The sequence below is a fragment of the Alexandriicola marinus genome (assembly GCF_004000435.1).
GTDB classification, from domain to species: domain Bacteria; phylum Pseudomonadota; class Alphaproteobacteria; order Rhodobacterales; family Rhodobacteraceae; genus Alexandriicola; species Alexandriicola marinus.
Map to the genome: position 1 here is coordinate 809,826 of NZ_RBVZ01000002.1, position 12,144 is coordinate 821,969.

The 12,144-nt window shown below is 60.7% G+C and carries 9 protein-coding genes and 1 tRNA gene; 3 read left to right on the top strand and 7 right to left on the bottom strand.

What is annotated here, in order from left to right; all coding sequences use genetic code 11:
• Nucleotides 1-124: 124 nt before the first annotated feature.
• From EP376_RS10345 to EP376_RS10360, 4 genes are read right to left on the bottom strand one after another with little or no spacing between them, the layout of a single operon-like run.
• Nucleotides 125-814, bottom strand: a complete 690-nt coding sequence (locus EP376_RS10345) for a hypothetical protein (RefSeq protein WP_127655931.1) — start codon at nt 812-814, stop codon at nt 125-127.
• A complete protein-coding gene (locus EP376_RS10350) occupies nt 814-1,485 on the bottom strand; it encodes a hypothetical protein (RefSeq protein WP_127655458.1) in 672 nt (223 codons plus the stop codon). The genes EP376_RS10345 and EP376_RS10350 overlap by 1 nt, the downstream gene beginning before the upstream one ends.
• Nucleotides 1,482-2,207: a hypothetical protein gene (locus EP376_RS10355; RefSeq protein WP_238928716.1), complete on the bottom strand. Its 726-nt coding sequence runs from the start codon at nt 2,205-2,207 to the stop codon at nt 1,482-1,484. The genes EP376_RS10350 and EP376_RS10355 overlap by 4 nt, the downstream gene beginning before the upstream one ends.
• Nucleotides 2,208-2,224: 17 nt before the next feature.
• The gene (locus EP376_RS10360; RefSeq protein ID WP_127655459.1) at nt 2,225-3,682 is read right to left on the bottom strand and encodes an NAD(P)-dependent oxidoreductase; all 1,458 of its coding nucleotides are present in this window, start codon (nt 3,680-3,682) and stop codon (nt 2,225-2,227) included.
• 210 nt (nt 3,683-3,892) lie between these two features.
• Between EP376_RS10360 and EP376_RS10365 the strand changes: the two genes are divergently transcribed.
• Nucleotides 3,893-4,696 (top strand): undecaprenyl-diphosphate phosphatase, encoded by an 804-nt coding sequence (locus EP376_RS10365; protein WP_127655460.1) that lies wholly within the window; start codon nt 3,893-3,895, stop codon nt 4,694-4,696.
• A 43-nt stretch (nt 4,697-4,739) separates the two neighbouring features.
• On the opposite strand, the gene EP376_RS10370 is transcribed toward EP376_RS10365, so the two are convergent.
• Entirely contained in the window at nt 4,740-5,720 is a 981-nt protein-coding gene (locus tag EP376_RS10370) for a complex I NDUFA9 subunit family protein (RefSeq protein ID WP_127655461.1), read from the bottom strand.
• A gap of 210 nt (nt 5,721-5,930) precedes the next feature.
• Here EP376_RS10370 and EP376_RS10375 point away from each other — a divergent pair.
• A tRNA-Leu gene (locus tag EP376_RS10375) sits at nt 5,931-6,017 on the top strand.
• Nucleotides 6,018-6,032: 15 nt separating this feature from the next.
• On the opposite strand, the gene EP376_RS10380 is transcribed toward EP376_RS10375, so the two are convergent.
• Entirely contained in the window at nt 6,033-6,254 is a 222-nt protein-coding gene (locus tag EP376_RS10380; protein ID WP_127655462.1) for a hypothetical protein, read from the bottom strand.
• Between the two features lie 845 nt (nt 6,255-7,099).
• On the opposite strand from EP376_RS10380, the gene EP376_RS10385 reads away from it, so the two are divergent.
• Entirely contained in the window at nt 7,100-11,098 is a 3,999-nt protein-coding gene (locus EP376_RS10385) for an Ig-like domain-containing protein (protein WP_127655463.1), read from the top strand.
• Between the two features lie 287 nt (nt 11,099-11,385).
• Here the strand turns inward: EP376_RS10385 and EP376_RS10390 are convergent, their stop codons facing one another.
• Nucleotides 11,386-12,117: a DUF4386 family protein gene (locus EP376_RS10390; RefSeq protein WP_127655464.1), complete on the bottom strand. Its 732-nt coding sequence runs from the start codon at nt 12,115-12,117 to the stop codon at nt 11,386-11,388.
• Between the last annotated feature and the right edge of the window lie 27 nt (nt 12,118-12,144).

The following is a 12,144-nucleotide window of genomic DNA, read 5'->3' on the forward strand; positions in this document are numbered from 1 at the left end:
GCTCCTCGACCTGTGTTACGCCGCAATCCGCGGCCGTAACGGTATTGGCTTATCGACGGGTCACGGTTTCCGCACATGCCTGCACGGACACCTTGGGACCCTGCCCCGTATCTGGTTTGAGATGTCATTGCCCTGAATCCGGGCTGAAAGACGACAAGACGGCATTGCAACCATAAACGGGGTTGGGCGAGAGGAAGCCCCTTTCGCCCGGAAAGATGAAATCGACCGGCGTGTCGTCGACCTCGAATGTTTCACCGTCCGGCATCCGGTAGGTGCCCTCGCCCGCAAGAAAGACGCGCCACTCCGGGTGGATGAATTCGCGGCCTTCGGACGACCAAAGCTCTTCGCCCGCTTCGTTGACGGCACGGATACGATAGGTCGTGCGCAGAAGATCTTGCCCGTCGATGACCACGGTCTCTCCGGTCAAGGTGTCTGCACCGACGTAGCGGGTTGTTCCGACTTCGTCGGACAGCGTGCGGAAGTCGTAGGTGTCCGCGCCGGTTTCGGTCAGAAGCGTGAACGAGGCGGGGTCCGTCGGGCTTTCTTCCAGCCGTTCGGAATGATCGGACCGGAAATGGAAGCTCTCGATCCACTGGGTTTCGGCATCGACTGCCCCGGTATATGTCAGACCGCCGTCATCTAGATCGACGCGCCGACGCAAGCCATCGGGATCGGCCTCGCAGGTAAAGTGATGACTGACGGTGCAGGACTTCATCTGAACGGTCACGAGGCCGGTACAGCCGTCGGGTAGGGAGACCTGATCCTGCGCAAAGGCGGCTGACGGGATCAGCAAAAGGGCATATAAAATTCGCATCATGAACCCTTTGAAATCATTTCACCACAATCGTGCCGTGGTTCCGCCGAGAGGAAACCCTGCTCTCCGGGAAAGATGAATTCGACCGGACGACCATCGGTCTGATATTCATCGATCGGGGTCGTCATCGTGCGGACGCCTGAAAGAAAGATGCGCCAGTCGCGATGAATGAATTCCCGTCCCTCGACCGACCACAGGAATTCGCCAAAGCCATCGGTCACGGTGACCTCGAATTCCGTCTCTTCCAGTGGAACGCCATCGATGGTGACCGTCGCGCCCGTTAGCCTGTCGAAACCACGGTAAACGGTAACGGCGAAGGGATCAGACGTTGTCTGGAAATCCCAGCTGTCGATTCCCGTCGCGACCAGTTCAGAAAAGGATGCCGGATCGGCGGGCTGGGGGGAAAGGCGCTCGACGCTTTGGGCGCGAACGTGAAAGCTTTCGATCCACTGCGTTTCGCTGTCGATGCGGCCCATGTAGGTCATGCCGGTCGCATCGTAATCGACACGACGCTGGTGCCCCGCGGGATCGGTGTCACAGGTGAACACATGGCTCACGATGCAGCTTCGCTTCTGGATCGTCACATAGGCGTCGCAGCCGACCGGCAAGGTAACCGGGGCTTGCGCCACCGCCGAAACGGGGAACAGAAGAAGGGCTGCAATCCGGATCATTCGTCAGCCGCTGTCGGGATCGCGCCGCAATCATAAACCGGGCTCGAGGCAAAGAACCCCGGCTCGCCCGGATAGATGAAATCGACGGGACTTGCGTCCATTACATCATCAGGCTCGTCGGCCGACCATGATGTCCCGAGGAAGAACAGCCGGTGTTCCTCGCTCACGAACTGGGCGCCCGCACCCCGGTAGGAAACTTCTCCATCAGGCAAGACGGTCTCATAGCCGAACTCGGTCGCAAGCAGGGGTTCGCCGTCGATGACCACGGTCTCCCCGGTCAACAGATCGAAACCCCGGACACGTTCATCCGGTTCACCCATATTGTTCTGGATGACGAAATCATACGTGTCGGTCTGCGTCTCGAACAGCTCCGTCAGGCTTGGCGGATCGGCCGCGGGGACGACCATCGTCTCGACCTTGCCATCCTGAGCGTAATAGGTCTCGAGCCACTGGAAATTCTCGTCGACCTTGCGGATGTTGAACGGCCCGATCCGGGTGAAGAGCGCGATCCATTTCTCGCCCTCGGCATCGCCTTCACAGGTCCAGACGTGGGTGACGAGGCACGACTTCGACTGAACGGTCAGAACTCCGCTGCAACCGGGTGGCGGCTCGAATGTCTGCGCGGCGGATTGCGTCACGGCGGTGACCGATCCCAGCGCAGCAAGAGCCGCGATCCGGACGGAGACCCGGACCGGCCTGCGAAATCGCCGGGATGATGACATTTTGCGGGATCCGATGATCATTCCGCTGCCACCGCTGCACTCTGGCCCAGCTCCTCGAGGATCGCGGCGGAACAATCCCGCCCGTCCCGGATCGCCCAGACAACAAGGCTCGCCCCGCGAACGATGTCCCCCGCGGCATAGACGCCCGGCAGACTGGTGCGGCCGGTTTCGAATTCTGCCTTCACGGTGCCCCAACGGGTCACTTCGAGACCTTCGACACCCCATAGCGCCGGAAGGTCTTCAGGTTCGAAGCCGAGCGCCTTGATCACGAGGTCGGCCTCTTCGATGTAGTCGGCACCCTCGATCAGCTCGGGCATCTGGCGGCCAGTGGCATCTGGGGCACCCAGCCGCATCCTGTCGACGACAACGCCGCGCACGGGGCCGGTTCCCTCGCTCGACCCGGCTTCGCCGGTGAACCCCTTGGGCGCGGTCAGCCAGATGAACTCCACGCCCTCTTCTTCTGCATTGGCAACCTCGCGCTGCGATCCGGGCATGTTGGCGCGGTCGCGGCGATACAGGCATTTGACGCTCTCGGCGCCCTGACGGATTGCGGTGCGCACACAATCCATGGCCGTGTCGCCACCGCCGATCACGACGACCCGCTTGCCTTCGGCATTCAGTTCGCCACTGTCGAACTCAGCCACGTCATCGCCGAAGCTCTTGCGGTTTGAGGCCGTCAGGTAATCGATCGCACGCACGATCCCGTCTGCACCGACGCCCGGCGCCTGCAGATCGCGGGACTTGTAGACACCCGTCGCAATCAGGACGGCGTCATGCGCGGACCTGATTTCCTCGAATGACATGTCCTCGCCGACGTTGCAATTCATGACGAACGTCACGCCGCCATCCTCGAGCTGCGCCATACGCTTCATCACCACATCCTTCTCGAGCTTGAAGCCCGGGATGCCATAGGTCAGAAGCCCGCCGCCGCGGTCATAGCGATCATAGATCGTGACCTGAACGCCTTCGCGGCGCAGCATATCGGCCGCGGCAAGCCCGGCAGGGCCCGCACCGATGATGCCGACGCTTTCCTTCCGCTCCTGCGCGGGGCGGATCGGGGCCACCCAACCCTGTTCCCACGCCGTATCGGTGATGTACTTCTCGACCGAGCCGATGGTGACGGTGCCATGACCGGATTGTTCGATCACGCAATTGCCTTCGCACAGGCGGTCCTGAGGGCAGATCCGTCCGCAGATCTCGGGGAAGGTGTTGGTCGCCTGGCTAAGCTCGTAGGCTTCGCGCAAACGGCCCTCGGCCGTCATGCGCAGCCAGTCGGGGATGTTGTTGTGAAGAGGGCAATGGGTCTGGCAATAGGGCACGCCACACTGGCTGCACCGCGCGGATTGCTCGGCGGCCTTTTCAGCGGCGTATTCACCATAAATCTCGTCGAAGTCCTGACGGCGCGCCTCTGCATCACGCTTTTCGGGCATATCGCGTCCGACCGTCACGAATTTGAGCATCTTGTTCTCAGCCAAGTTACGTCCTCCAACTGTTACCGCTTCTGTAATCCGGGCTTTTGGAAAAGAAAAGTCAGTAAACCTGACTTAAATTATCTTTTCTGCATCACGACACCTGATCTTGTGATTGATTTCGCCGGAAAAAAGGTCCGGATCGGTACCCAATGACCCTCTTTCACCCTTCGCGGTTCCAGCTAGGGTGCGATCAGTCGAATCAAGGGGCGCTCGATGGCACTCTATCACCTGATCCTCGTTGCCCTGATTCAGGGCCTGACCGAGTTTCTTCCGGTCTCGTCCTCGGGGCATCTTGTCCTGCTGCCGGGCCTGACCGGTCTGGACGATCAGGGGCAGGTGATCGACGTCGCCGCCCACGTGGGAACTCTGGCCGCGGTCGTCCTGTTCTTCCGGGCGGATGTGGCGCTGGCACTGGGGGGCCTCGGCCACCTCGCCCGGGGGCGTCTTGATACGCCGGGGGCATTTCTGGCCCTTGCGCTTGTCGTGGCGACGATCCCGGTGATCATCGTGGGCCTGATCCTGAAGGTGACGGGCCTGTCGGAGGCGATGCGGTCGGTTGCGGTGATTGGCTGGGCGATGCTGATCTTCGGGCTGGTTCTTTACTGGGCTGACCGGCGCGGCACCGAGGAGCGGGTCGCAGGGCAATGGACGATGCGGCACGCGGTGATCATGGGGCTGTGGCAGGCAGTCGCGCTGATCCCCGGAACCTCGCGGTCCGGCATTGCGATCACGGGCGCTCGCATCCTGGGATACGAACGGCGCAGCGCGGCCAAACTCTCGATGTTGATGTCGATCCCGACGATCATCGCCTCTGCCACGCTGCTTGGCCTCGATGTCGTAAGAGATGCCGATCTTGCCGCGGCCCGCGACGGGGCGATTGTCGCAGCCCTCAGCTTTGTCGCAGCGCTGGCAGCGCTGAGTTTCATGATGCGGCTTTTGCAGAGCGTGAGTTTCACGCCCTACGTGATCTACCGGGTGATCCTCGGCGTGATTCTGCTTTGGGTGGCCTATACCTGATCTTCCGCCGCGCGCGTTCAGACGTTCAGAAAATCAGGTCGGATCAAGTTTTGAGGTTGCGCGCCGAATCCTTGATCTCGGCATATTGGCCGGACGGGCGGAACCGCCACAGGTATTCCGGCAGCACCGCTTCCATCGAGGTCGGCGTGATCCCGAGATCGGGCAGACCCAACGCGCCGTCGGCAACCACGTTGTCGACCTTGAGGCTTTCGACCTGATCGGCGGTGATCGGCGCCTTCACGATGCCAAGGCTGAGGATGTTCCCGACCCGGAAAAGCCCCGCCATGATGCGCGCGAACCAGAACGGCATGTTCAGGATCAGGCGGCGCCGCCGGATGATCTCCAGCATCTGGGTCATCAATTCGCGGAATGTCGCCGTCTCGGGACCGCCCAGCTCATAAATGCCGGGGGCAGCCCGGCCCAGGATCCCGGCCTCTGCCGCCGCTGCCACATCATCGACAAAGACCGGCTGGAACCGGGTCTCGGCGCCCACGACGGGAAGGACTGGTCCAAGGCGCGCCATTTCGGCAAAACGATTGAAGAAGCCGTCTTCGGGGCCGAACACGATCGAGGGCCGAAGGATCACCGCCGACGCAAAGTTCGACAGGATGCCCGCCTCTCCCGCGGCCTTGCTCCGGGCATATTCGCTGGCGCTTTCGGCATCCGCACCAATGGCCGAGATATGCACCAGACGGCCCACGCCCTCTTCAGAGGCGAGCCGGGCAATACGCGTCGCCCCTTCGTTCTGGACAGCCTCGAAGTTGTTCTTGCCCCGGGCATCGAAGGTGCCCACGCAATTCACGACCGCATCGGCACCGGACATGACATGACGCACGCTGGCGTCATCGCGGATGTTGCAGAACACCGGCTCGACCTGACCAACGACACCATAGGGTTTGACGAACATCGCCTCGTTCGGATTCCGAACCGCGACCCGCACACGCCAGCCCTGCTTGGCCATCCGGCGGGCGATATAACGCCCCACGAATCCCGAACCGCCGTAAATCGTGACCAGCTTGGACATGCCCATCATTCCTCTGCCGCAGGTAAAATCACCTGCCCGTTTACTCCCGCGACCTGCATGGCACAAGCAATATGGACCCCGCCGCCCGGCGATCAGACCTCACATGCGCAGGGCCTGCCCGGTTGAATAGCCGATTGCCCGCGAAAAGCGCCTGGAATCCCGTTGACACGGCCCTCGGCTCACCTTAAACGCCGCTCTCACGACATCTGTGCCCAGATGGCGGAATTGGTAGACGCGCCAGCTTCAGGTGCTGGTGTCCGTATGGACGTGGAGGTTCGAGTCCTCTTCTGGGCACCATTTTCCACCCGATATCTATGAAGTCCAGTCTTCCGAGATGTGGTGGAACGTCGATCTCGAAACTCCGTAAAAACGACTTGGTAATTCAGCCGGCAGCGTCTGGATTTCATCAATGCTGACTTGCCCATCGGGCAAGTTGATGCGCTGCCTTCGCCAGACATCTACATCCAGAACGGTGGCCGCAAGCGGCTTGAGGAATCGGTCGGCACAGCTGCGCCGCCCGTCTACCTTGATCACGTCAACATCTGACAATAGCAGCCAACCTGCCGGCAGGAGGCGTGATGACCGTCAACTTCAGGCGCGATCACCAAGTCGGCTCGCCCGGAGATCGAGGCGGGAAAGACAGCAGTCGGTCAAATCAACTGTTCAGCTGTCTCATGGTCAATGTTGGACGTAATCGCCTGTGCCCTTGAACCGGGTAATCCAGCGATGAATTGGCCACCGCCTGAACGCATCGAGGCCTCGTTCCGACGACCAACGGCCCCGTCCCCTTAGCGCACCGCCATGGGCGATGCTCAAATCTTTCCGCACATTATTCTTGCAGCACTTTTGACCTTTTGGATGAAGGAATTATCCTTAGTTTCCAGATGGTTACAATTATGCAACAAAGCGCAATATTTGAATATTTGGCTTTTCCGACCGTCGATCTTTTCTTGTCGCTCAGCGCGCGGCGAGGGCACGGACGTCTCTGGCTCATCGCGCAGGACTCCGATTCGGGACGTATCGGTCTTCCTGCTCCGAAGATGCCATCGGCTGCCCATCCGCATGAGCAATCGCGGTGCGGGCCTCCGAAGTGAAGGTTGGTAGGTCAGGCCCGTTCGAGCCTAGTCGGAATTGTTTGCAGTGCTGTCTCGCACAGCCGGGGATCGGGGAACATCATGTCATTTATCGCAAAGCCGCGCGCGGTATTACTGGGTCTTTTTGCCGCGTGTCTTGTCGGAGCTGCGTCGTAGTCGTCCGCACAATCACTGACGATCAACAACGTCGGTTCGCCGACGCAGGTCGGTTCAGGGGCTGGCAAACGAGCGATCTGGCTGAGCGGCGGGACCGTTGGCGGAACGACGGTCGATATCGTGGCCGAAATGACAACTGCCACCCAGAACCACAATTTCGAAACGATCTCAAACCGCCCGGCGATTAGATCGGTGGGCCAGGACCCCGTCTTCATCAGCTGGACCCTCTATGAAGCCGGAACGCATAACATCACCACCAACACTGGAGGTGTCCCAGTCACGGCGGATATCCATGTCCAGTTTAACGACGTTGATGGTCCGAACAACGAACGAATCTTTGTGCCCGTCTGCGGAGGCACTGTCGATTGGATCCGCATCGACCAAACCGCGACCACCGGGCGTGATTTTGGTACTGTCGCCGGCCGACCCGAGACCTTCAGCCTGATCGGAGACAAGGAATACAGCAACCAGCCCGAATCCGGCCTTGAAATCAGTTACTCGAACCAGTCGACCTTCACGATGGGTCGCACGGCAGACAACAACTTCTTCATTCGGTTGGACAATCCGACCTATTCGGCCGCTGACACCATCGATTATGAATGCGGCGATTTCACCTCGCCCGTAGCTGCGGATGACACCCTGACTGGGGTCGCGACAAACAGTGCGGCCGTCGTTTCAATCCTGCTGAACGATTCCGCAGCGCTTGCGAACGATAACCCGCCAAACAACAACAGCTTGCAACCCTCCGAGTTCGTGCGTCAGGCGGTCAGCGTTGCTGCACCGAGCGGAGCGACCGGCATTTCGACGGACACGGCAGGCGATGTGGTGTCGTTTACCGTCCCTGGCGAAGGCACCTGGAGCCAGGATGACTCGACCGGTGACCTGACCTTCACGCCGGAAGCCGGTTTCACCGGCGATCCAACGCCGGTTACCTACACCTTCCGAAATGATGTCGGACAGGTTTCCAACTCGGCAACCGTGACGATCGACTATGATGCGCAACCGCCCGCAGCTGTGGATGACACTTTCGTCAGCGGGCCCATTGGGCCTGTGACCGACACCCCGCTGAGCAACGATAGCGACGCCGACGGCACGCTCGATGCCACGACGGTCGTCCTGACCGGAACCGGTGCGCCCGCCGGCTCGACCCTTGCATCCGACGGCAAGACCCTCACCGTGCCGGGCGAAGGCACCTGGACCGTCAACGCGACCACCGGCGCGATCACCTTCACGCCCGAGGCCGGCGTCACGGCCGATCCGACGCCCGCTTCCTACACCGTCGACGACAATGACGGGAACACGTCCAACGAGGCGACCGTGAGCGTCACCTTCGGCGATGCGCCCGTTGCCGTCGACGACATCTTCGTCAGCGGTACAATCGGTCCGATCAGCGTTGATCCGCTCGCCAACGACACAGATGGAGACGGTGCTCTGGACGCCGCAACCGTGATTCTGACCGGTACTGATGCGCCCGACACCACATTGTCCCTCGATGGCAAGACACTGACTGTGCCGGGGGAGGGCGTCTGGACCGTGGACGCAACAAGCGGCGCGATCACCTTCACGCCTGAAGCCGGATTTACGACCGATCCGACGCCGGTCACCTATACGGTCGACGACCTGGACGGAAACACGTCGAACGAGGCGCGTGTATCCATCGACTTCGGCGATGCGCCCGTTGCTGCCGATGATGCCACAACCAATCCGTCTGTCGTCTCCGTAACCGTTGCACCTCTGGACAACGACAGCGACGCCGACGGGACACTTGTCGCGGCCTCCGTTGTTCTGACGGCGACCGGTGCGCCTGCCGAAGCGACGCTTTCGTCGGACGGAAAGACTTTGACCGTTCCCGGCGAAGGTGTCTGGACCGTCAACTCCAGCACTGGAGAAATCACCTTTGCTCCAGAGGCGGATTTCAACAGCGATCCTACGCCGGTCGCCTATACGGTCGATGACAATGACGGGAATACCTCGAATGAGGCATTTGTCAGCATCGACTACGATGAACCGCCGATTGCCACCAACGACACTGTTCAGGCAACCGAGCCAGGACCCGTGACGATCAATCCGCTCAACAATGACAGCGGCACAGTGCCGCTTGATCCGACAACGGTTGTCTTTACCGGCACGGGTGCGCCAGCTGAGTCGACCCTGTCATCCGACGGCAAGGCATTGAGGGTTCCGGGCGAAGGCCTCTGGACGATCGATCCGACCACGGGTCTGGTCACCTTCACGCCCGATGCGGGCTTCTCCGGCTCGCCGACGCCCGCAGCCTATGTGGTGTCGGATGTCTTGGGCCGTGTGTCGACCGAGGCAACCCTGAGCGTCGTCATTCTGGCTCCGGCAGAGATCATCGCGTCCGATGACGGGCCGATCCTCCTCAACGGTGCCGACGGAGCAACCTCGACCGTGTCATTGCTGAGCAACGACACCATCGACGGAACCGCGATCACAGATCCGACGCTTGTCAGTCTGACGCCGGTCACCCTGCCGACGCTTGCATCCGGATCGATTTCGATCAACGCGGATGGTACGGTCACTGTGGCACCCGGCACGACGTCAGGCATCTACACGATTGCATATCAAATCTGCGAAACCGCGAATCCGACCAACTGCGCCACAGCAAGCGCCGAGATCGTTGTGCTAGAGAGTGACACGTTGATTTCCGAAATCGAGGTAGATCTCAGAGCGATCCTGAACGAGGACCTGGTCAATACGCTTGCCATGCAAAGCCGGCAAATCAGCGGCTATTCCGCTGATGCACTCAACCGGCTTCGCAACCGGAGCGCGGATGCCTGCCTCGATCAAGTCAATGCACATCTGTCGGAAAATGACATCCGGTTCGACGTCGGTCAGGCGATCATCACGCCCCAGACCCAAGTCGTGATCAACGAGCTTGCAACGATCCTGATGGCCTGCCCCGGTGTCGATTTCGAGATTGCCGGTCACACTGACAGCGATGCGTCGGAATCATACAACAACGATCTTAGCCAGCGGCGCGTCGATGCGGTGCTGGGTGCACTGGCCGACCGCGGCGTCGACACTGCCGGTTTCATTGCGCGCGGCTATGGCGAAAGCCAGCCCATTGCCAGCAATGCGACCGAAACCGGCAAGGCTCAAAACCGCCGTGTCGAATTCCGGCTCTTGGGAAATCAGACAGAGGCCGTCAGCGCATGTGATGACGAATTCAATCTCGTGCGCTCGTTCAATGCAAATGCGTCCGAGGCTGGGACTACGGCCGATGGTCGCTTCCGGCAGGATTCGCAGAATTGCGTGACTGACAGTCGCGAGATTTACGAAGGATCTCTGAACTATACCGATACCGGCCAAGGCCAGACGCAAAGCGCCATCACGCTGTCCTATCGCAGAGAACAGTACAGCGGCACCGAGAGCGTCTTTGGATACTTCGCCGGGGTATACGGCAGCCAATCCGACGTTACCGGCTTGGCATCGGGCGAAGTCACCGGGTTCGGGGTCAACGGTGGTGTTTATGGCGCGCAGCGTCTGCACGATGCCGTGTTCCTGGATTACTATCTGGGTGCAGCCATGGGCCGCCACGAGTTCGCGATGAGCTTTGATCGGGCCGTCGGGACAATCGATGCCTCGGGGGACTATACCTACATGGCCGGTTTTGCCGGGGCCGCCATCTCGGGCGAACTCGACTTGGGGGAAAGCACCCTTACTCCGCGCGCAGGGTTCGACTACATCTTCGCTCCCTCGGCCGAAGTCGATGTACTGGCCGAACTTGGAACGTTGTCCGAGATCGGGAGCCTCGACCTAGACGCGATCTCGGGCGGTCGCCTGTACTCGGAGATCCGCAGCGATCATTTGCTGAGCGATGGCATGGCGAATCTCTGGATCAATCCCCGAGTGTCCTGCTTCCAGTCGCTCGGCTCACTTGACGGCGTTTGCGGCTTTGGTGGCTCAATCGGCATCGAAAGCGTGGGTGACGACGACGAGCTATCCTACGCTCTCGAACTGAGTGGTGATTGGGGCAAGGATTACGCGATGGGTAGCCTGAACCTCAGCACAAGCCGCCCGATCGGAAATGGCTCGATCGACGGTGATGCCGGGGTCGACTCTGACGGCAACATGACAATGGGCGCGACGGTCGAGTTCGAATTCTGACTTTGAGGGGCAAGTTTCAGTGAATGGACTGAAACTTGCCCCAAGACGTTTCGGAACTCTTCGCACACCGACTTGGCTTTGGGCGTGCTGTCCGGGCCTCTTGTCGATCGGATCAAGGACGAGTCACCCCGGATCGTGCCGACGCGTATCAGCCGGGAGATCTGGCCGCACAAACCCACCGTGCCACGCGGGCAGGTTTGTGCGGGACCCGTGCGGACCGGCGCAGGAGGTCGACCGCTGACCTGGCTTCGGTCAGCACATCAGAGCAAGCCATCGCGGGAACGTTCCTAGGCTTGTGGCACGACTTTCCCGGAATCGCCGTTGCACTGTCTGTCGCTGGCAGAACCTCGTTCAGGTCCGGCACCGCCGCGGTTGAAGACAAGCGCCAGACCAATCGCGACAAACCATGCAATGGCGCCAAGACCAAAGACGACTCCTGCGGTTTCACCCAGCGGCGGCAGGATGGTCAGCAATCCGCCAACCCCGGTCAGCAGACCCAGACCGATGACGATCTTGCCAAACGCGCGGTGCAGAAGGCCGGCAAGGCTGACGCAGAAAATCCAGACACCCCCGGCAATTTCATTTCCCCCGCCTAGGCCTAGCTCGACCGCGTGCAGGGTCTCCCACGTCTGGACCGCGGCGGAAAAATCGCGCTCCGCCAAGGCGACCGTCTGCTCGGTGGCCACGTTGGCGATCATGCCTGCCCCGAGAACCAGCGTGCACCAGATCAGACCGAAGGCCAGTGTGATGACGCTCCAGTCAGGGGAGACGGGTTTCAGGCGGGCCGCCAGTGCCACGACCAGAAGGACAAGGGCAAGCGCGTTGACGATGTAGATGACCGTGTTCCACGTCACCATGACGGCCTGATTTGCCCGGGTGAATTCGACCACCGCAGCCGTATCGACGTCATTGGAGCCAAAGCCCAGCGGGGCCAGAATCGTCACCAGCAGGGCAAATCCGAACATGTAGGTGCCCGCGCAGGTCAGGGCGGCGATCCCGCCGATATGCCGAAGTGTCATTGTTGTTTCCTTTCGATTGGAAGGTGA

What these genes read in the sequence shown, in the direction of transcription:
- EP376_RS10345 (WP_127655931.1), bottom strand. Translation starts at nt 814, where the DNA reads ATGCGAATTTTATATGCCCTTTTGCTGATCCCGTCAGCCGCCTTTGCG.
- EP376_RS10350 (WP_127655458.1), bottom strand. Translation starts at nt 1,485, where the DNA reads ATGATCCGGATTGCAGCCCTTCTTCTGTTCCCCGTTTCGGCGGTGGCG.
- EP376_RS10355 (WP_238928716.1), bottom strand. Translation starts at nt 2,207, where the DNA reads ATGTCATCATCCCGGCGATTTCGCAGGCCGGTCCGGGTCTCCGTCCGG.
- EP376_RS10365 (WP_127655460.1), top strand. Translation starts at nt 3,893, where the DNA reads ATGGCACTCTATCACCTGATCCTCGTTGCCCTGATTCAGGGCCTGACC.
- EP376_RS10370 (WP_127655461.1), bottom strand. Translation starts at nt 5,720, where the DNA reads ATGTCCAAGCTGGTCACGATTTACGGCGGTTCGGGATTCGTGGGGCGT.
- EP376_RS10385 (WP_127655463.1), top strand. Translation starts at nt 7,100, where the DNA reads ATGACAACTGCCACCCAGAACCACAATTTCGAAACGATCTCAAACCGC.
- EP376_RS10390 (WP_127655464.1), bottom strand. Translation starts at nt 12,117, where the DNA reads ATGACACTTCGGCATATCGGCGGGATCGCCGCCCTGACCTGCGCGGGC.